General features: G+C 63.6%; 15 protein-coding genes (1 of these 15 running past the window's edge). 5 read left to right on the top strand and 10 right to left on the bottom strand.

Annotated features, from left to right (window positions below; all coding sequences use genetic code 11):
- Positions 1–631, top strand: partial view of a M23 family metallopeptidase gene (locus LB555_RS25370; protein WP_181166413.1) — the final stretch only. The gene continues 1,340 nt to the left of window position 1, outside the view; the window shows 631 of its 1,971 coding nt (coding positions 1,341–1,971); the start codon falls outside the window, past its left edge; its stop codon occupies positions 629–631.
- A gap of 3 nt (positions 632–634) precedes the next feature.
- On the opposite strand, the gene LB555_RS25365 is transcribed toward LB555_RS25370, so the two are convergent.
- Entirely contained in the window at positions 635–2,200 is a 1,566-nt protein-coding gene (locus LB555_RS25365; RefSeq protein WP_015315609.1) for an MFS transporter, read from the bottom strand.
- A 253-nt stretch (positions 2,201–2,453) separates the two neighbouring features.
- Between LB555_RS25365 and LB555_RS25360 the strand changes: the two genes are divergently transcribed.
- On the top strand, positions 2,454–3,086 hold the full coding sequence (locus LB555_RS25360) for a TMEM175 family protein (RefSeq protein WP_015315608.1): 633 nt from the start codon (positions 2,454–2,456) through the stop codon (positions 3,084–3,086).
- Between the two features lie 51 nt (positions 3,087–3,137).
- Here the strand turns inward: LB555_RS25360 and LB555_RS25355 are convergent, their stop codons facing one another.
- The 8 genes from LB555_RS25355 to LB555_RS25320 all read right to left on the bottom strand — a co-directional run bounded on the left by LB555_RS25355 (position 3,138) and on the right by LB555_RS25320 (position 14,868).
- On the bottom strand, positions 3,138–4,622 hold the full coding sequence (locus LB555_RS25355; RefSeq protein ID WP_041163664.1) for a L,D-transpeptidase family protein: 1,485 nt from the start codon (positions 4,620–4,622) through the stop codon (positions 3,138–3,140).
- A 148-nt stretch (positions 4,623–4,770) separates the two neighbouring features.
- A complete protein-coding gene (locus LB555_RS25350; protein WP_015315606.1) occupies positions 4,771–5,136 on the bottom strand; it encodes an MmcQ/YjbR family DNA-binding protein in 366 nt (121 codons plus the stop codon).
- 58 nt (positions 5,137–5,194) lie between these two features.
- Complete coding sequence (clpB, locus tag LB555_RS25345) at positions 5,195–7,801, bottom strand: ATP-dependent chaperone ClpB (RefSeq protein WP_140875011.1); 2,607 nt, start codon at positions 7,799–7,801, stop codon at positions 5,195–5,197.
- A gap of 218 nt (positions 7,802–8,019) precedes the next feature.
- Positions 8,020–8,997 (bottom strand): DUF4167 domain-containing protein, encoded by a 978-nt coding sequence (locus tag LB555_RS25340; RefSeq protein ID WP_224684055.1) that lies wholly within the window; start codon positions 8,995–8,997, stop codon positions 8,020–8,022.
- A 304-nt stretch (positions 8,998–9,301) separates the two neighbouring features.
- Positions 9,302–10,180 (bottom strand): peptide chain release factor N(5)-glutamine methyltransferase, encoded by an 879-nt coding sequence (gene prmC, locus LB555_RS25335; RefSeq protein ID WP_224684054.1) that lies wholly within the window; start codon positions 10,178–10,180, stop codon positions 9,302–9,304.
- Positions 10,173–11,252: a peptide chain release factor 1 gene (gene prfA / locus LB555_RS25330; RefSeq protein WP_140875005.1), complete on the bottom strand. Its 1,080-nt coding sequence runs from the start codon at positions 11,250–11,252 to the stop codon at positions 10,173–10,175. The genes prmC and prfA overlap by 8 nt, the downstream gene beginning before the upstream one ends.
- Before the next feature lie 10 nt (positions 11,253–11,262).
- Positions 11,263–13,533: a phosphoenolpyruvate--protein phosphotransferase gene (ptsP, locus tag LB555_RS25325; protein ID WP_140662767.1), complete on the bottom strand. Its 2,271-nt coding sequence runs from the start codon at positions 13,531–13,533 to the stop codon at positions 11,263–11,265.
- Between the two features lie 81 nt (positions 13,534–13,614).
- The gene (locus tag LB555_RS25320) at positions 13,615–14,868 is read right to left on the bottom strand and encodes an aspartate kinase (RefSeq protein WP_224684053.1); all 1,254 of its coding nucleotides are present in this window, start codon (positions 14,866–14,868) and stop codon (positions 13,615–13,617) included.
- Between the two features lie 243 nt (positions 14,869–15,111).
- Here LB555_RS25320 and LB555_RS25315 point away from each other — a divergent pair, with 243 nt between their 5' ends.
- Both LB555_RS25315 and ubiG read left to right on the top strand, forming a co-directional pair.
- Positions 15,112–16,950, top strand: a complete 1,839-nt coding sequence (locus LB555_RS25315; RefSeq protein ID WP_224684052.1) for a CHASE3 domain-containing protein — start codon at positions 15,112–15,114, stop codon at positions 16,948–16,950.
- 203 nt (positions 16,951–17,153) lie between these two features.
- Complete coding sequence (ubiG, locus tag LB555_RS25310) at positions 17,154–17,903, top strand: bifunctional 2-polyprenyl-6-hydroxyphenol methylase/3-demethylubiquinol 3-O-methyltransferase UbiG (RefSeq protein WP_015315598.1); 750 nt, start codon at positions 17,154–17,156, stop codon at positions 17,901–17,903.
- Between the two features lie 75 nt (positions 17,904–17,978).
- Here the strand turns inward: ubiG and LB555_RS25305 are convergent, their stop codons facing one another.
- Positions 17,979–18,869, bottom strand: a complete 891-nt coding sequence (locus LB555_RS25305; protein ID WP_224684051.1) for a DMT family transporter — start codon at positions 18,867–18,869, stop codon at positions 17,979–17,981.
- Between the two features lie 99 nt (positions 18,870–18,968).
- Here LB555_RS25305 and LB555_RS25300 point away from each other — a divergent pair, with 99 nt between their 5' ends.
- Complete coding sequence (locus tag LB555_RS25300; protein ID WP_015315596.1) at positions 18,969–19,454, top strand: MarR family winged helix-turn-helix transcriptional regulator; 486 nt, start codon at positions 18,969–18,971, stop codon at positions 19,452–19,454.
- Positions 19,455–19,457: the final 3 nt, after the last annotated feature.

The raw sequence follows: 19,457 nt of genomic DNA, 5'->3' as shown, positions 1-19,457 counted from the left end.
GCTTCTCTATGTCTCTGCGACCTTCGGCGGCACGACACGCAATTTCTACCGCTTCCAGATGCAGGACGGCAGCACGGACTATTTCGACGAAGACGGCTCGAGCGCCCAGCAGTTCCTGCTGCGTAATCCGCTGCCCGCCGGAAAATTCCGCTCCGGCTTCGGCGCCCGCAAGCATCCGATCCTCGGCTATGTCCGCATGCACACAGGCGTCGACTGGGCAGCCCCGATCGGCACGCCGATCATCGCCGCCGGCAATGGCGTCATCGAGAAGGTCGGCTGGGCCGGCGGCTATGGCAAGCAGATCATCATTCGCCATGCCAATGGCTACGAGACCTCGTACAATCACCAGAGTGCCTTTGCCAAAGGTATGGAGCCGGGCATGCATGTGCGCCAGGGACAGACTATCGGCTATCTCGGCCAGACCGGCCTCGCCACAGGCCCGCACCTGCACTACGAGTTGATCGTCAATGGCACCAAAGTCGATCCGATGCGCGTCCGTCTACCGGTCGGCAAGGTGCTGAAGGGCGACGATCTCGTCGCCTTCAAGCGCGAGCGCGAGCGCATCGACGATCTGCTGAAACAGGAAGATGGCAATTCGCTGAAGGTCGCCAGCGCCAAGATCGAAGGCTGAGACTCAGCCTTCGCCCTGCCGAGGTTCGGCGCGCCGCGACCACGGCAGCGCTTCGCCCGAAATCGTCATCCAGGCAATGACAGCGGAAAGCAGGCATAGCAGCGCCGTCACCAAGGAGATGGCGGAAAAGGCTGCGTCGCTGGCGGCGATCCTCGCCGCATCGAGTGCCGGCGAAAGTCCTGCTGGTGGCGGTTCGCCGAAGCCAGGCACGCCGGGCGCGGCATTTACCTCCAGGGCATTGGCGTAGATCCAGGCAGCGAGCGACCCCATCGCCGCCACCGCGATCAAACCGCCGATGCGTGAGACGGCGTTGTTGATGCCGGAAGCCGCGCCGGTGTCCTTGTCTTCCACCGCCGTCATGATCGCGGTGGACAATGGCGATACGACCAACGCCATGCCGAGCCCCATCAGCGCCATCAAGGGGAAGATGCCGGTCCAGAAATGGTGAAAGCCGGCATAGGCGAGCAAGGCCAGCCCGGCGAAGGCAACCGCCACGATCAGGCTGCCGCAGGCAATGGGAAAACGGGGCCCGATCCGGTCCGACAGCTTGCCGACGGGTCCCGACAGAAGCGCGATCGCCGCCGACAGCGGCAGGAAGATGAAGCCGACCTCGGCGGTGCTCAGTCCCCAGCCTGCGATCAGCAGCATCGGCAGATAAAAAAGATTGGCTGACAGTGCGAAATAGAGAAAGAACGTCGCGACGTTGGCGCCGGCGAAAGCACCGATGCGAAACAGGCTGAGATCTATCATCGGCTCGCGCTGCCGCCGCTCGAACAGGATGAAGACGACAAGCAGCACGGCGCCGGCGGCAATGCTTGGACCGGCCATGTGGCTCTCGCCGCTGGCGCTCACTGAAGTCAGCCCATAGGCGAGCGCGCCGAAGGCCAGCGTCGCAAGCGCCCCGCCGGCAAGGTCAAGGCTGCGTTTCTCCGTCGGCGCATCGGCCGGAATCTTGGCGAGCAGCAGATAGATCGAGATCAGGCCGAGCGGCAGATTGACGGCAAAGATCGCCCGCCAGATGCCGCCGCCGAAAGCCGAGAGCACCAGGCCGCCGAGCACAGGGCCGAGAGCGGTGGTCAGCGCCGAGGCCGCCGCCCAGATGCCGATCGCCCTGCCGCGTTCCTTCTTCGGATAAGCCTTGGCGATAATGGCGAGACTGCCCGGCACCATGATCGCGGCGCCGATGCCCTGGAGCGCGCGAAATGCGATCAGCACGACAGCGTTCGGCGCCAGCGCGCAGGCAAGCGAGGTCACGACGAACAGCGCAATGCCGGCCACGAAAGCATGGCGCAGCCCGAACCGATCGCCTGCGGCACCGCCGGCAAGGATCAGCGCTGAGAGTGTCAGCGCATAGGCATTGGAAATCCACTGCGCCTCGGCAAGGCTGGCGCCGAGGTCGACGCGGATCGCCGGCATGGCTATCGCCAGGATCGATCCGTCGATGAAGCCGAGCGCCGAGGCCAGGATCGCCGCGATCAACACATAACGCCGCTGCGATTGCGGGCAGAACGTGCCGTTCGCGACCGGAGCGGTCAGCGGAACGGCGGCGGCTTGATTGGGCGCATGCATGCCACCCTCATTAGACCGTCGGCGCGGCGGCAACAACCGGCCAGCGGCTTGTTGTCCTTGAAACCAGCCATATTGCCAGGGATTGCATCTGCCCCGATGCAAACCGCGGCAGTCATGCTAATGCATGTCGCGCAGATGTGACCTCGGCTTTTGCGACAACGACATGCATCAGGCAAGATTTAAAGCGCGTCGCATGAATCCGTTTCGACGAGACGCGCTTTAGGTTTCCAGGACCCGCGGGCAGGAGAAATCGATGAAGCGTCCGCTCGAAGCATCGGTTGAGGGGCGCGGCCGTATTGTCGGTATCACCGATGGCGTGTTCGCCATCGCGCTCACCCTGATCGTGCTCGAGATCAGGGTGCCAGCGCATGAGGTGATCCACTCCGAACATGATCTGCTCGCCGCCATCGCGGCACTCGCGCCACGCTTCCTCACCTATGCCTTGAGCTTTCTGACCCTGACCATCTTCTGGTTCGGCCAGCAGGCCCAGCATGGTCTGATCGCCAAATCCGACAGACGGCTGGCCACGCTGAACCTCTGCTTTCTCGCCTTCATCGCGCTCTTGCCGTTCTCGACCGACCTTCTGGCCGATTTTCTGGAATTCAGGACCGCGGTGCTGGTTTACTGGCTCAACCTCTTGATGCTCGGCATCACGCTGTTCGTCAGCTGGCGGTATGCGGAGAAGAGCGGCCTTGTCGCGGAGGACGTCGACGCGGAAACGAAACGCACGGTCTACCTGCGCATCGTCAAGGCGCAGATCCTGTGGGCCGTCGGCGCCGCACTTTGCCTGATCACCCCGTTGGCGAGCGTAGGCTTCATTCTGGTGGTGCAGTTGATCTACGCGGCAACGCCGAATGTGAAGTGGGTGCGCAGGATCATTGGTTGAGATTTATGTTGAGATTCAGGTCAGGCCGGCATCGCCTGAATATCGACATACCTACTCGACGAACTCCACCGGCACGCCCGGCGAGACCAGCTTGGCCAATTCACGCGCGTCCCAATTAGTCAGGCGCACGCAGCCATGGCTCTCGGTCTTGCCTATCTTTGAGGGCTCTGGCGTGCCGTGGATGCCGTAAGTCGGCTTGTCCAGGGCGATCCACACCGATCCGACCGGGCCATTCGGCCCAGGCGGAATGGTCAGGATCTTGTTGTTCTCGCCCTGCTTGAAGTTGATGTTGGGGTTATAGGTGTAGTTCGGATCGAGCGCGACACGCGAAACGGCATGGATGCCGGTCGGCGACGGCGTGTCCGACGAGCCGATTGTGGCGGGGTAGGCCGCGACCAGCTTGCCGGACGCATCATAGGCAAAGACTTCCTTCTTGCCCTTGTCGGCGACGATGCGGGCAACCGGGGCAGAAACCAGTTTGCCGAAATTCGCGACCTTGATGATCGTGCCCGGACGATTGAAGTTGGCGTCCGGATTGAGCGCCTTGAGATAGTTCTCGTCCATGTGGAAGCGCTCGGCCAGCGCCTCGGTGACGGAGGTGAAGCCCATGCGGTCGAGTTGCGCCTTCTGGCTGTAGTCCTCCGGGATCGACGCGACATAGGGGCCGGCCGCATCCTCCGCGGTGATGGTGTAGTTGGCGAACGCGTCGCCACCGGACTGCGACAATGCGGCCTGGATGCCGACCGAATCGGTCGATTTGAGGCTGCTGCCGTTGATCTGATTGTAGGCCGCCAGCGCCTTGTCGACATTCGAACCGAAGCGCCCGTCGATGACGCCAGGCGAAGCCCCGCCCCGGTCGAGCAGCACCTGCAGCGCCGCGACATCCTGGCGTGCGCCCAACGAAAGCGACGGGTCGACCGACGTCTTGCCGCCGGCCTTTGGCGGCGATGCCGCCTGGTCGGAGGGCGCTGCCTGGTCCGTCGGGTCTGCCGGCCGGACGGGGTCTATCGACGCCTCGTTCAGCGGTTGGCGCTTGATTGTACCCGGCTGCGGCGCGTCGGGATAATTGTTGTCGTAGCTGCCGTCGTCCCGCGGTGCCGGCGGATAGGCATCGACTGAACCATTTCCGTCAGGATCGTATTCGTCGGCGGGCGGTGGAATGACCCGGCCTTCCTCTTCCAGCTGTCTGCGGCGGAAGCGGGCCATGTCCTGGGGATCGTCGAGATAGTAGCGGTCATCGTCGGCGGGTGCGCGGCCAAGTTCGCGCATCCGGCTCTCTCGGCGCAGCGCCCGCCGGTCGAGGCGTGTCTGTGGCGGCTGGATGGCGATCACCTTGCCGGTGTCCGAATCGACGATGACGCGATTGCCCCTGGCATCGTAATAAATGTCGAGATTGCCGTCCTGGGCGAGCAGAATGCCGCCGCTCCCGGACGTGCGGACAGGCTGGGCGGCACCGTCATGCGTCGGCGCGGCGAACGCACTGGAAAACACCAGTCCCGCGGCAAGCGCCGAAAGGGTGAAGATACTGCGCAGCATCGTGCGAAACTCTCCGGTCCGTATGTGCCGCCGCCCGGCATTGTTCAGTTCGGCGAACCCTTCGCCAGCAAACCAGTTACCCACCATATGGTTCCAACATGAACCGGGCATGAAGATGGCGGTTTTCCGGCGCCTCGGGGAATATTGGCTAGCTTGCGCCAAGCCCCAATTCCTTGCGCGCCTGCTTCGTCAGCTTAAGGGCAACAAGGCGGTGGCTCTCGCGCAGATAGTCCTCCAGCGCACCATCATCCATGCTCTGGCTTGTCTGACGCTGGATCCACTTCATGCCGCGGGAGGCAAGATAGGGCGCGGGGCGCAGGCCCGGCTGCTCCTTGAGCACGTCATAGGCGATGTCGGAGCATTTGAAGGTGACGAAGAGCTGCCGACCCTGATCCCAGCCACCGATCGCAAACACCTTGGTCCCGACCTTCCAGACATGGGCGCCGCCCCATTGCACCACGTGGTTCGTTGCAGGCAACGAAGCGCAGAAGCCGTTGTAGTCGTCCAGCGTCATCAATCCCCCGCCAATTGCATGAAAACGCCGCGCGTCCGGTGGACGCGCGGCGTTTGAATCAGGCCGCGACCTCGGCCGCGACGATCGCCGGCTTGGAGCGGAAATTCAGCCGGTCGGAACCGGCCGTGACCTTGACAGTCGAGCCGTCCAGGATCTCGCCGAGCAGGATCTTTTCCGCCAGCGGATCCTGCAGTTCCTTCTGCATCACCCGCTTCAGCGGCCGGGCACCATAAGCGGGGTCGTAACCCTTGGCCGCCAGCCACTCGATCGCCTCGGGATCCAGCGACAGCGTGATCTTGCGATCCGTCAGCAGGCTCTCGAGCCGCTTGAGCTGGATCTCGACGATACGGTCCATGTCCTTGCGGCGCAGCCGGTGGAACAGGATCACCTCGTCGACGCGATTGAGGAACTCCGGCCGGAACGATGCCCTGACCACGCCCATCACTTCGTCTCGTACGGCATCGACATCCTGATCCTCGCCGAGATTGACGAGATATTCGGCGCCCAAATTAGACGTCATGATGATCAGTGTGTTGCGGAAGTCGACGGTGCGGCCCTGCCCGTCGGTGAGCCGGCCGTCATCGAGCACCTGCAACAGCACGTTGAAGACATCCGGATGCGCCTTTTCGATCTCGTCGAACAGCACGACCTGATAGGGCCGGCGCCGCACCGCTTCGGTCAGCGCACCGCCTTCCTCATAGCCGACATAGCCGGGAGGCGCGCCGATCAGCCGGGCGACGGAGTGCTTCTCCATGTATTCGGACATGTCGATGCGCGCCAGCGCCGTCTCATCGTCGAACAGGAAATTGGCCAAAGCCTTGGTCAGTTCCGTCTTGCCGACGCCGGTAGGCCCGAGGAACATGAACGAGCCGATCGGCCGGTTCGGATCCTGAAGGCCCGCACGGGCACGCCGCACCGCCTTGGAAACGGCCTGCACCGCTTCGCCCTGGCCGACGACACGCTTGCCGATCTCGTCTTCCATGCGCAGCAGCTTGTCACGCTCGCCCTGCAGCATCTTGTCGACCGGAATGCCGGTCCAGCGCGACACGATATGGGCGACGTGGTCGGGCGTGACCACTTCCTCGACCATGCCGGCCTTGCCGTCCTGGGCTTCGGCCTCCTTCAGCTTCTTTTCCAGTTCCGGGATCTTGCCATAAGCAAGCTCGCCGGCGCGCTGGAACTCACCCTTGCGCTGGGCAATGGCAAGGTCGTTGCGCGCTTCGTCGAGCTGCTTCTTCAAGTCGGCCGCTAGCCCGAGCTTCTGCTTCTCGGCCTGCCACTTCGCGGTGATCTCTGTCGATTCCTCTTCCAGGCCGACAAGTTCCTTTTCCAGGCGGGCGAGCCGGTCCTTCGAGGCATCGTCCGTCTCGACCTTCAACGCTTCGCGTTCAATCTTGAGCTGCATGATGCGGCGGTCGATCTCGTCCAGTGCTTCGGGCTTGGAATCGACCTGCATCCTGAGCCGCGAGGCGGCTTCGTCGACGAGGTCGATCGCCTTGTCCGGCAGGAAGCGGTCGGCGATGTAGCGGTTGGACAATGTCGCCGCCGCCACCAGTGCCGAATCGGAGATACGCACCTTGTGGTGCTGCTCGTATTTCTCCTTCAGGCCACGCAGGATCGAGACCGTGTCCTCCACTGTCGGCTCGTCGACGAAGACGGGCTGGAAACGGCGGGCAAGGGCGGGATCCTTCTCGACATGCTTCCTGTATTCATCCAGCGTGGTGGCGCCGACGCAGTGCAGTTCGCCGCGCGCCAGCGCCGGCTTCAGGAGATTCGACGCGTCCATGGCGCCATCGGCCTTGCCGGCGCCGACCAGCGTGTGCATCTCATCGATGAACAGGATGATGTTGCCACTGGCCGAAGTGACCTCCGAAAGCACAGCCTTCAGCCGCTCCTCGAATTCGCCGCGATATTTGGCACCGGCAATCAGCGCGCCCATGTCGAGCGCCATCAACTGCTTGTCCTTCAGCGATTCCGGCACGTCGCCATTGACGATGCGCAGCGCCAGCCCTTCGGCGATCGCCGTCTTGCCGACGCCCGGCTCGCCGATCAGCACCGGGTTGTTCTTGGTGCGGCGCGACAGCACCTGGATGGTGCGTCGAATCTCGTCGTCGCGGCCAATCACGGGGTCGAGCTTGCCCGCGCGTGCGTCCGCGGTGAGGTCGCGTGCGTATTTCTTCAGCGCGTCATAGCCCTGTTCGGCACTCGCCGAATCGGCGGTGCGGCCCTTGCGGACGTCGTTGATGACCTGGTTCAGCGCCTGCGCGGTGACACCGGCCTTGGCCAGGATTTCGGCCGTCTTGGCCGATTTCTCCATGGCAAGCGCCTGCAGCAGCCGCTCGACGGTGACAAAGCTGTCGCCGGCCTTCTTAGCCAGGTCTTCGGCGGTCGAGAACACCTTGGCCAGCGGCTGTGCCAGATAGAGCTGGCCATTGCCGCCCTCCACCTTGGGCATCGCCTCGAGCGCCGTCTCGACGCCGAGCTTGACATCGCGGACATTGCCGCCGGCGCGCTCGATCAACGACGCGGCCAAGCCTTCGTCATCGTCGACGAGGACTTTCAGAATGTGTTCGGGGGTGAATTGCTGGTGGTTGCGCGAGAGCGCCATGGTCTGCGCGGACTGGATAAAGCCGCGCACGCGCTCTGAGTATTTCTCAAGGTTCATATTTGTCTCCTTCCATCACCGGCCCGCTTTGCGGCACCGGATCAGATTGCGGTGACGGACCCGCCCATTCGAGCCGGATCCTGTTCAGGCCAGATATGGTGCATGGACCCTTGCCCCTCAAGATGTCGCAATATGGCAGGTGCATAATATTCCACGTCAGCCCAAACGAAAACGGCGGAGATTTCTCTCCGCCGCTCAAGGTCTTGAATGCCGTTCGCTCAGTTGTCGATGTCGGAAACCACGGGTTCGGCACCGCCGCTGTCGGCCGGAGCCGCCGCTGTCCCGGCCGCGTCCCCATTTTCGCTGCTGCTCTCGACCTGATCGGCATTGGTGCGCGGACGGCGCGGACGCCGTGGACGGCGGGCAGCACCGCTTTCGGCGGCCGCCTCATTGAGTTCGGCCTGGGCGGCCAGACCTGCCGGTGAAAAATTCTCGAACCGTGGAGCCGGCTCGGCCGCCGCGACCGTCTCGGGCGGCGAAGCGGTCTCTGCCTGGACTTCCGTCTGCCCCGGGGCCTCGTTGCGCTGTTGCTGTCCGCCCTGTTCGGGTGAAGCGTAGTCGCGCTGGCCGTAGCCGCCATTGGGGCGGCGATCGCGATGGCGCCCGCCACCGTTGTCGCGGCCGCCATTGTTGCGACCGTTATTGTCGCGCCCGCTATTGTCGCGATTGTCGCGACCGTTTTCCCGGTTCAGCGCAACCTCCGCCGGCATGCCCTCGATCACCGGCTGCGGACCTGCGCCATGGTTGATCACGGGAAGCTGTGGATCGGAACCGGCATTGCCGCTGCTATTGCCCGCCCCACTGTTGCCGGCCCCACCGCCGGCATTGTCGAACTCGTCGCGATCGTCGTCGCCGTCCTCGTCGAACTCGTCGCGTGCCTGCTGGACGTTCTGGATCGGCATCTGCGCCTGCGCGGCGGCAATGATGCGATTGTAGTGTTCAGCGTGCTGGAGGTAGTTCTCCGCCATCACCCGGTCGCCGGAGCTGTGCGAGTCACGGGCAAGCGTGGCGTATTTTTCGGCGATCTGCTGAGCCGATCCACGGATTTTCACGTCTGGGCCGTTGCTCTCGTAGTTGCGCGTAAGCGGATTCGGCCCCTTGCGATTGTTGTTATTGTTGTTGTTATTGTTATTGCCACCGCCGCCGCCATTGTTGTTGCGACCGCGCATGCGCCTGTTCTGCTGTTGTGGCCTCATTCGACTCTCTTCATCTTGAAATTTTGAAAAACTCTTCACGAACGGAGGCGCTCATGCAGCCAGCCGTTTCGTTTCTTCACCGGCGTTCGCCCGCATCGATTGCGTTGGCGCCACGTGTCATCCTGTTTCCGGTTACATCACTTGCCGGACGATTCCCGCACGAAGCTTGGGCGTCGTTTGCGCAAGAAGGCAGCTATTTCCAAGGAAAAACCGAATCGCTAAGAGCACTGCCTGCTTCGTCTCATCCGGTTAGGCGACCCTAGCCGCATTCCCCGGTATTGCCAAGCGCTTTTTTTGCACTGCGTCAAGACGTTGCTCGTTGAAAAACAAGAACCCTGTCGTTTCCGCCGAGATCGCTAAAAACCTCGCCAGCCGCGTAACCGGCTGCGCGAAATATATCGTTGACTTCGTTGCTTTGCGTGTGGCCGATCTCGACCGCAATCCTGCCTTCGGCTTCCAGAAACCTTGCCGCCTCGGCGGCGATGATCCTGTAGGGGTTCAGCCCATCCACACCGCCATCAAGGGCAAGGCGCGGGTCGAAATCGCGGACTTCGTCCTGCAGATTTCCAATCTCTTGTGTTGGTATATAGGGAGGGTTTGCGGCAATTACATGGTACCGGCCGGAAACTTTTTTAAACCAGTCCGACTGAACCGCCGTGAACCGGCCGCCGAGGCCGAATTGCCCGGCATTGCGGGCCGCCGTGGCCAGAGCGCCGGCGGAGATGTCGACACCAGTGGCGGTCGCGGCCGGCACGACGCTCAGCAGCGCCAGGGCGATCGCGCCCGTGCCGGTGCCGAGATCGAGGATGCGGCATGTGCCCTCCCGCGTGGCTATTGCCTTGACGAAGGGCAGCACCGCCTCGACCAGCGTTTCGGTGTCAGGTCGCGGCTCCAGCGTCTCCGGCGACAGCGACAAGCGCAAACCGTAGAACTCGCGATAGCCGAGGATGCGATGCACCGGCTCGCCACGGGCTCGCCGTCTCAGGGCGCCGTCGATCGCGGCGATGGCGTTCCCGTCGATTTTGCACGCGGGGTCGGCGATTGCCTGGGTGCGCGTCGTGCCGGAATAGTGTTCGACGATCAGCCGCGCATCGAGCGCGGGATCGTCGATACCGGCTGCGGCAAGCCGGGTCCGCGCTTCCCGCAGCAGCGGCCCCAGCGCCGCGGGCGGATGGTCAGCCATCGATGTCGATATCGGCCAGCAGCTTCGACTGATGATCGGCGATCAGTGCGTCGACGATTTCGTCGAGTTCACCCATCATCACCCGGTCGAGTTTGTAGAGCGTCAAGTTGATGCGATGGTCGGTGACCCGGCCCTGCGGAAAATTGTAGGTGCGGATGCGCTCGGAGCGGTCGCCGGAACCGACCTGCGACTTGCGCGACTCGGAACGCTCCTCATCCGCCTTGCTGCGCTCCATGTCATAGAGCCGGGCGCGCAGGATCTGCATGGCCTTGGCCCGGTTCTGGTGCTGCGACTTCTCCGCCTGCACCACCATGATGCCGGTCGGCAGATGGGTGATGCGGACCGCGGAATCGGTGGTGTTGACGTGCTGGCCGCCGGAGCCGGAAGCACGCATCGTGTCGATGCGGATGTCCTCGGCCCTGATGTCGATGTCGACCTCTTCGGCTTCCGGCAGCACGGCGACTGTGGCGGCTGAAGTGTGGATGCGCCCGCTGGCCTCGGTGGCAGGCACGCGCTGGACGCGATGCACCCCGGATTCGAATTTCAGATGGGCGAACACACCTTTACCGGAGATCGTGGCGATGATTTCCTTGAAGCCGCCGGCATCGCCGTCGCTGGCCGATACCGTTTCGAACCGCCAGCCGCGTTCGGCGGCATAGCGTTCATACATGCGAAACAGGTCCCCGGCGAAGAGTGCCGCCTCATCGCCGCCGGTGCCGGCGCGGATTTCGAGAATGGCGTTCTTGTCGTCGGCGGCATCCCTGGGCAGGAGCAGGATCTGGATGTCTTTCTGCAGCGTCTCGATGCGCTCCTCGACGCCCGGCAGATCTGCCTCGGCAAGCGCCCGCATCTCGGCGTCGGTGCCCTTGTCGGCGAGCATCGCTTCAAGGTCGGCCTGCTCGTGCTCGGCAGAGCGCAATTCCCTGACCTTGGCCACCATCTCCTGCAACTCGGCATATTCCGATGCCATCCTCACATAGGCATCCGGCGCCGGCCCGGCCGACATCTGCGCTTCGAGCATCTCGAAACGCTTGACGACTTGATCCATACGATCGCGGGGCAAATTGACCATGATGAGGGTGCTACAACGGGATCGAGCGGTCGTCGGCGAAGGCCTGCAGCAATGCCCGCATCGGCAGCCCTTGCGCCGGCGCCATCAGATTGTCGTCGAAGAAAGCCTTCAGCTCCTCCAGCGGCAGCTCCGTCAGCATGGCCTTGACCGGACCGATCGAGGCCGGCGACATCGAGATCGAGCGGAAACCGAGGCCGATCAGCGCCATCGCCGAGATCGGCTTGCCGGCGAGTTCACCGCACAGGGTGACCGGCGTATGATTGCGGGCGCCGGCGTCGGCGATCTGCTTGAGCACGCGCAGGAATGGCGCCGACAACGTATCGAAGCGGTTGGCCAGTTGCGTGTTGCCGCGGTCGACCGCCATGACGAACTGGAACAGGTCGTTCGATCCGACCGAGACGAAGTCGACCGCCTTCATCAGTTCGTCGAGCTGGAACAAGAGCGACGGCACTTCCAGCATGGCGCCCAGCTTGAGACTGGTCGGCAGATGATGGGCAAAGCGTGAGAGATGCCGCACCTCGCGGTCGATGATTTCGCGCGCCTGGGCGATTTCGCCGAGCTCGGTCACCATCGGCAGCATCAGCTTGAGCTCGCGCCCGCCGCTGGCCTTGAGCAAGGCGCGGATCTGGGTGCGCAGCAAGCCCGGCCGATCTAGCGTCAGGCGGATCGCCCGCCAGCCGAGCGCCGGATTCTCTTCCTGGACCGCGCCCTTGAAATAGGGCAGCACCTTGTCGCCACCAATGTCGATGGTGCGGAAGGTGACCGGCTTGCCGCGCGCGGCCTCAAGCACGTCGCGGTAGAGTTTTTCCTGGGCTTCGGCGCGCGGAAAGGTCGACGCGACCATGAACTGCAGTTCCGTGCGGAACAGGCCAATGCCGGCGGCGCCCGCCTCCGCCAACTGCGGCAGGTCGACGGCAAGCCCGGCATTCATCAGCAGGTCGACCTGGACCCCGTCCCGGGTCGTCGACGGCTTCTTGCGCAGTTCGCGGTAGACCTCCTGCCGGCGCGCCCGGAACCGCACCTTCTCGGCATAGGCGGCTTCAAGATCGGATTGCGGCCGCAGATGGATCGCGCCTTCCTCGCCGTCGACGATGATGGCATCGCCGTTTTCCGCCATGGAAACGGCGCCCTTCATCTGTCCGGCGACGGGAATGCCCATGGCGCGCGCGACGATGACGACATGGCTGGTCGCCGCGCCATCCTCCAGCACCAGCCCGCGCAGCTTGTCGCGAGGATAGTCGAGCAGTTCGGCAGCGCCCATCGAGCGGGCGACGATGATGGCATCCTTGGGCAGCGACGCCGCGACATCCTCGGGCCCACGTCCCATCAGCTGGCGCAACAGCCGGTTGGCGAGATCGTCGAAATCGCTCATCCGCTCGCGCAGATAGGGATCGGTCATGTGCAGCATGCGGGCGCGCATGTCGCTCTGAACTTTTTCGACCGCCGCCTCGGCCGTCAGGCCGTTACGGATCGCCTCTTCCAGGCGCCGTACCCAGCCCCGGTCGTTGGCGAACATGCGGTAGGCTTCCAGCACCTGGCGATGCTCGCCCTCGAAGGCGACATCGCGGCGCTCCAGCATGTCGTCGATGGAAAGCCGCAGAGAACCAAGCGAGGCTTCGAGCCGCCGGACCTCCTCCTCGCTGTCCTCGTTGAACAAATTGGTGACGACGATACGCGGCTCGTGCAGCACGACATGACCGAGCCCGACGCCATCGTTGAAGGACAGGCCGGTGAAGCTGACCGGCCGGCGCAGGTCGAGTTCGAGGCCAGGCCGGGTCAGCCGCGCCAGATCGCCGGTGGCGATCATCTCGGCGATGACCATGGCCGTGGTTTCCAGCGCCTCGACCTCATCGTCGCGGTAGTGGCGCATGGTCTTGTTCTGGACGACCAGGACGCCCAGCGTGCGCCCTGCCCTGAGCACCGGCACGCCGAGGAAGGAATTGTAGATCTCCTCCCCGGTCTCCGGCAGGTAGGCGAAGGCCGGGTGTTCTTGCGCGTTGGACAGGTTGAGCGGCCTGGCACTCGCGGCAATGGTGCCGACCAGGCCTTGCCCTAGCCGCAGCTGCGCCAGGTGGACGGCGTTCGGGTTCAGACCTTCGGTGGCGTAGAGCTCCAGCACCGAATCGGCGCGCAGCACGTAGAGCGAGCAGACTTCCGCGACCATGTTGGAGGCGATGTCGCGCACAATCCGGTCGAGCCGCTCCTGCGGCTCCAGCGGCTCCTGCATGAGCTCGCGGAGCCGTTTCAGCAAAACGCGCGGGCCAACGGCCGTGTCACGCATCGCGGCTTCTTCTCCAATAGACTTCTTGCCGGGGCAGTTTCCGCCGCGCCCGGCAAGTGCGCAACAGCTGATTCAGTCCTGCTACTGCTTATCCAGACCGTAGATGGAATGCAAAGTGCGAACCGCAAGTTCCGTATAGGGACCGTCGATCAGTATCGAAATCTTGATCTCGGAGGTGGTGATGGCGCGGATGTTGATCGCCTTGTCGGCCAGCGCCTTGAAGGCGGTGGCGGCGACGCCGGCATGGCTCCGCATGCCGATGCCGATGACCGAAACCTTCGACATGCCAGCTTCCGACTGCACGACATCGTAGCCGATCTCGGCTTTCAGCCGGTCGAGCACGGCCAGCGCCTTGTCGACATCGCCCGACGGCACGGTGAAGGTCATGTCGGTCAGCTTGCCGTCCTCGGAAATGTTCTGGACGATCATGTCGACATTGATGTTGGCCTCGGCCAGCGGTCCGAAAATGCCGGCGGCAACGCCCGGCCGGTCGCCGACGCGGCGCAGCGAAATCTGGGCCTCGTCCTTGGCATAGGCAATTCCGGTGACGACCTGCTGTTCCACGATCTCTTCCTCGTCGCAAATAAGCGTTCCCGGAGGATTGAGCAAATCCCCCATTCCGGGCGCATCGGGATCGTCGAAGGACGACCGCACGAAGGTACGCACCCTGTGCACCATGGCAAGCTCGACCGAACGCACCTGCAGAACCTTGGCGCCGAGCGAGGCCATTTCAAGCATTTCCTCGAACGATATCTTGGCCAGCCGCCGCGCTTTGGGCTCGATGCGCGGGTCGGTGGTGTAGACCCCGTCGACGTCGGTGTAGATGTCGCAGCGGTCGGCCTTGACCGCGGCGGCGATCGCCACGGCGCTGGTATCGGAGCCGCCACGTCCGAGTGTCGCGATGCGGTTGTCCGGCCCGATGCCCTGGAAACCGGCGATGACAGCCACCTGGCCTTCGCCGAAGCGCTTGACCAGGAAGGCGCCGTCGATGTCGAGGATGCGCGCCGCGCCATGCGCGTTGTCGGTCTTGATCGGAATCTGCCAGCCCTGCCAGGAGCGCGCATGCACGCCCATGTTCTGCAAGGTGATGGCGAGAAGGCCAGCCGTGACCTGTTCGCCGGAAGCGACGACCGCGTCATATTCGCGGGCATCGTGCATCGGTGAGGCCTCGCGGGTCCAGCCGACCAGCTCGTTGGTCTTGCCGGCCATCGCAGAAACCACCACAGCCACCTCGTGACCGGCGTCGACCTCGCGTTTGACGTGACGTGCCACGTTGCGGATGCGAGCGATGTCGGCGACGGAGGTCCCGCCGAATTTCATCACGATACGCGCCATGGAAGCGAAATGCCTTTGACTGGAGCCGGCCCGCGGCCGAAAATGGAAGAAAAGCGCCCGGCTGCCGCCGGCCACTGAATGCGCGGCCTCCATAGCCAAATGAGGAAGGTTTCGCAAGGCTGACGGCGGATTGCACAACAGCACGGCATATTGCCTTCCGGCCCGGCGCCGCTTACCAAATGCTGCCCGCGGGAAATTGCTTTCGGTTCGGCATAACAGATGATTGCTCGGCTTCGGCGCGCCATGCGATTGCAATCGCTCCCGCTTGTCGCGGGCTTTGCGGTGCTGGCACTGATCGTCGGCACCCGTGCGGTGCTCGTCGAGAGCCAAAGGGCCAGTCGTGCCGCCGCACGTGAGACAATCGAGTACCAGGAGCAGCTTTCCGGGCTGCTTTCATTGGCGCAGGAGGCCCAGAGTGGTCAGCGCGGCTACCTGCTGACCGGTGAAAAATCCTATCTGGAGCCTTACCGGAAGGCCGTCGAGGCAATTCCGGGACAATTGGCGCGGGTCGACAGCGCGACCGCTCCCGACGATCAGATCGCCCAGCAGATCGGCCACATCAAGGACGCGCTTTCGCAACAGCAGGCCGACCTGGCCGAAACCATAGCTCTTTACGAGCGAGGGGATGCGGCAAAGGCCCTGCAACTGGTCCGCAGTGGCCAGGGCAAGGCCGCCATGGACGAGATGCGGGCCAGCATGGACACAATCCGGCGTATCGGCGCCGCCGCGGTGGCCGCGCGCGACGAGCGTACCGACCGGGTCGAGGCCTGGTTGCGGATCGGCTCACTGGCCGCGTTGCTGGCGACTTTCCTGCTTGCCGCCTACACCATACGTCAATCCCGTCGCCGCTTCCACGAGGTGGTCGTCGCCCAGCAAGAGCTGATGCGCAAGAACATCGAACTCGGCAACGAGATCCAGACGCGTGAAAAGGCCGAATCCCAGATACGCCAGATGCAGAAGATGGAGGCTGTCGGACAGCTGACAGGCGGCATCGCCCACGACTTCAACAACATGCTGGCGGTGATCCTCAGCGCCATGAACCTTGCCCAGCGCAAGCTGAAGCGGGGCGAGCATGACATCGAAAAACTCGTCGAGGCCGCGACCGACGCGGCCAGCCGCGCCGCCAACCTGACATCCCGCCTGCTTGCCTTCTCCCGCCTGCAGCCTCTGGCGCCGCAGGTTGTCGACATCAACGGGCTGTTGACCGGCATGTCCGATCTTCTGCGCCGGACCTTGGGTGAAGGCATCCGCATCGAGACAGTATTAGCGGGCGGCCTGTGGAAAACCCACGCCGATCCCAGCCAGATCGAGAACGCGATCCTCAATCTGGCCGTCAATTCCCGCGACGCCATGGACAATGAGGGCAAGCTGACCATTGAGACTGTCAACAGCCACCTCGACGACGGCTATGCATCGACGCACGCCGAAGTCACGCCTGGCCAATATGTGATGATCGCGGTAACCGACACCGGCGCGGGCATGTCGCCCGAGACCATCGCCAGGGCCTTCGAACCCTTCTTCACGACCAAGCCGGTCAACAAGGGCACGGGACTTGGGCTGAGCCAAGTGTTCGGCTTCGTCAAACAATCGGGCGGCCACGTCAAGATCTACTCCGAGCCCGGCGAAGGCACGACGATCAAGATCTACCTGCCCCGGTTTTTCGGAGCCGAGGAGCCGGCAGCGCCCGTCGGGCGCGACAAGAGCGCCGCCAAGGTCACCGAGACGATCCTCGTCGTCGAGGATGACCCCCGCGTGCGGGCCTCCACGACGGATGTCATGCGCGAACTCGGCTACATCGTCATCCATGCGGGAAGCGGACCGGAGGCCCTTCAGAAGCTCGCCGCGACACCAGGCATCGCCCTGCTTTTCACCGACATCGTCATGCCGGTGATGAACGGCCGCAAGCTCGCCGAGGAAGCGCTCGCGCGCCAGCCCGAGCTGAAAGTGGTCTTCACCACCGGCTTCACCAGGAATGCCGTGGTCCACAACGGCATGCTCGATCATGACGTGCACTTCCTGGCCAAGCCGTTCACCATCGAGCAGTTGGCGGCCAAGCTGCGTGATGTTCTGGACACGAAATAAACCGGGCCTTTGATCGCCCAGCCACTTTGTCAGCAGAGGAAAATGTTGCCTTGACATTCGATGCCTCACGCCCGACTTCCTAGCGCATGACCCCGAAATCGACTTCGATTTCGGAAAGGGATCATGCGCAGAATCAAAGTGCTACAGCGTCCTTTGCGCGTCCGAAGGACGCGCGGCGCTGTAGCGTCCGAGGAGACCAACCGATGCCAGAGCCCCGACGATCGACGATCGATGCCGGAGAGGTGGAACGCTTTTCCGCCCTTGCCGCCGAATGGTGGAACCCGAACGGCAAGTTTCGTCCGCTGCACAAATTCAATCCGGTCCGGCTTTCCTATATCCGCGACCAGATCGCGGCGCGCTTCGGCCGCGACCCACGGGCGGCGCGGCCGTTCGAGGGCCTGCGCATCCTCGACATCGGCTGCGGCGGTGGCCTTTTGTGCGAGCCGATGGCGCGGCTCGGTGCCGAGGTGGTCGGAGCGGACGCGTCCGAAACAAACATCGAAGTGGCGAAACTGCATGCCGCCGAGGGCAATGTCAGCGTCGACTATCGTGCCACGACGGCGGAAGATCTCGCCGAGGCCGGTGAAAAATTCGATGTCATCCTCAACATGGAAGTGGTCGAACATGTCGCCGATATCGACCTGTTCGTCGCCAAATGCGGCGAGATGGTCAAACCCGGCGGCATCATGTTCGTGGCCACTATCAACCGCACGCTCAAGGCGCTCGGCCTCGCCATCATCGGCGCCGAATATGTGTTGCGCTGGCTGCCGCGCGGCACCCACCAATTCGGCAAGCTGGTGCGCCCGGAAGAGCTGGAAAAGGCGCTGCGCGGCGCCGGCCTGACCATCATCGACCGCACCGGCGTCTCCTACAATCCGCTTGCCGACCGCTGGGCGCGGTCGAAGGACATGGACGTCAACTACATGGTGCTGGCGGAAAAGGAATCGGTCTGACAGCCAATCCTCGGCCAGCCGAGGCCGGAGCCCGGCGGTGACGCTGACGGCAGTGCGGCGTGCGCCTCGAAGCCATCAGGCTTTCTGGCTCTGCGCCTTGGTGGTGATGAACACGCCCGCGGTGATGATGACGGCGCCGACCCAGGTCAGCAGTTGATAGTGTTCACCAAGGAAGATCGTGCCGGCAAACAGTCCGACCGCTGCCGCGACATAGCCGATCTGGCTGAGATAGACCGGACCGCCAACCGCCTGCAGCCGGAAGAAGAAAGCAAACATCGCCGATGCCGAGGCCATCTGCGCCACGACGATGAGCGGCACGGCGCCAAGCTGGACGAAGGCCTTGCCTCCGAGCAAGGTCAGGATGCCGACGAGCAGCATCGCCGCGGACGCCAGATGGCTGCCGACCGCGAGTTCGATGGGACCGGTTCCTTCCGGCCAGTCGATGGTGCGGTAGATGTTGCCGGCGGCAAGGCTGACCGGGATCAGCAGCCCCGTCACCACCCAGAACAGATCGGCCGGCTGGCCAGCCTCGCCGCGCGTCACCGCCACCATGACGGCGCCGACGAAGCCGACGGCGATGCCTGATACGCCCAGCATGTTGGGGCGCCGGACGCCGAGCAGGATCGAAAACACCAATGTGATCACCGGCGACAGCGTGAACATGATGCCGGTGTAGCCGGCGCCCAGATGCGGAATGGCCGAAAACATCAGGAGATTGGGGACGGCATAGGACACTGCCGCGGTGACGAAGAAATAGCGCAGTTTGGGCGGGGTGAGCCGGATGCGCTGACCACGCGCCAGGAGCACGCCCAAAAGCACGCCGCCAGCGCCGAGCGAGATGACAAAGGCCCAGACCATGGCTGGCACGCCGGCCGCCGTGGCGAGCTTGCCGAAGGGCAGCGTCAGGCCCAGCAGGCCGCCGGTGACAACCAGCAGGCCGAGCGCCGAATCCCAGAGATATTTCATGATGGAACCCTATGGGTGGCACAGCCTCTTGGCCGGCGTTGAATATTGAGATAAGATAATGGAAAGATTCTTAACGTCAAGATACCTATGGTGAGATAGATGGACCGCGCTGGGAAAGCCATCGAGCAATGGCAGCGGGAACGGCCGGACCTGGATGTATCGCCGATGGCCGTGATCGGGCGTCTGAATGAGGTCTCCTCGCTGATAGCACGCGATCGCCTCGCCCCGCTGTTCGCCCGTTTCGGACTGCAGGCGGGAGAGTTCGATGTATTGGCGACGCTGCGCCGCTCCGGCTCGCCTTACGCGCTGACGCCGACCGCTCTCTATGAAGCGACGATGGTGACATCAGGCGCCATGACCAACCGGCTCGACCGGTTGGAAAAGGCCGGATTGATCCTGCGTGCACCGCACCCCAACGATCGGCGCGGCATCGTCGTGCGGCTGACCGAAAAGGGGCTCGCCTTGATCGACGAGGCCGTTGCAGCCCATGTGGCGAACGAGCATCAGATCCTGTCCGGTCTGACACAGACCGAACGGGAAACGCTTTCGCACCTGCTGGAAAAATTGATCGGCAGCGTGAGCTGATCG

Source organism: Mesorhizobium sp. BR-1-1-10, assembly GCF_020165595.1.
GTDB classification, from domain to species: Bacteria; Pseudomonadota; Alphaproteobacteria; order Rhizobiales; family Rhizobiaceae; genus Mesorhizobium; species Mesorhizobium australicum.
The sequence above is the reverse complement of the archived record's forward strand: the minus strand, read 5'-3'. Positions and strand labels throughout refer to the sequence as shown.

What these genes read in the sequence shown, in the direction of transcription:
- LB555_RS25365 (WP_015315609.1), bottom strand. Translation starts at nt 2,200, where the DNA reads ATGCATGCGCCCAATCAAGCCGCCGCCGTTCCGCTGACCGCTCCGGTC.
- LB555_RS25360 (WP_015315608.1), top strand. Translation starts at nt 2,454, where the DNA reads ATGAAGCGTCCGCTCGAAGCATCGGTTGAGGGGCGCGGCCGTATTGTC.
- LB555_RS25355 (WP_041163664.1), bottom strand. Translation starts at nt 4,622, where the DNA reads ATGCTGCGCAGTATCTTCACCCTTTCGGCGCTTGCCGCGGGACTGGTG.
- LB555_RS25350 (WP_015315606.1), bottom strand. Translation starts at nt 5,136, where the DNA reads ATGACGCTGGACGACTACAACGGCTTCTGCGCTTCGTTGCCTGCAACG.
- clpB (WP_140875011.1), bottom strand. Translation starts at nt 7,801, where the DNA reads ATGAACCTTGAGAAATACTCAGAGCGCGTGCGCGGCTTTATCCAGTCC.
- LB555_RS25340 (WP_224684055.1), bottom strand. Translation starts at nt 8,997, where the DNA reads ATGAGGCCACAACAGCAGAACAGGCGCATGCGCGGTCGCAACAACAAT.
- prmC (WP_224684054.1), bottom strand. Translation starts at nt 10,180, where the DNA reads ATGGCTGACCATCCGCCCGCGGCGCTGGGGCCGCTGCTGCGGGAAGCG.
- prfA (WP_140875005.1), bottom strand. Translation starts at nt 11,252, where the DNA reads ATGGTCAATTTGCCCCGCGATCGTATGGATCAAGTCGTCAAGCGTTTC.
- ptsP (WP_140662767.1), bottom strand. Translation starts at nt 13,533, where the DNA reads ATGCGTGACACGGCCGTTGGCCCGCGCGTTTTGCTGAAACGGCTCCGC.
- LB555_RS25320 (WP_224684053.1), bottom strand. Translation starts at nt 14,868, where the DNA reads ATGGCGCGTATCGTGATGAAATTCGGCGGGACCTCCGTCGCCGACATC.
- LB555_RS25315 (WP_224684052.1), top strand. Translation starts at nt 15,112, where the DNA reads ATGCGATTGCAATCGCTCCCGCTTGTCGCGGGCTTTGCGGTGCTGGCA.
- ubiG (WP_015315598.1), top strand. Translation starts at nt 17,154, where the DNA reads ATGCCAGAGCCCCGACGATCGACGATCGATGCCGGAGAGGTGGAACGC.
- LB555_RS25305 (WP_224684051.1), bottom strand. Translation starts at nt 18,869, where the DNA reads ATGAAATATCTCTGGGATTCGGCGCTCGGCCTGCTGGTTGTCACCGGC.
- LB555_RS25300 (WP_015315596.1), top strand. Translation starts at nt 18,969, where the DNA reads ATGGACCGCGCTGGGAAAGCCATCGAGCAATGGCAGCGGGAACGGCCG.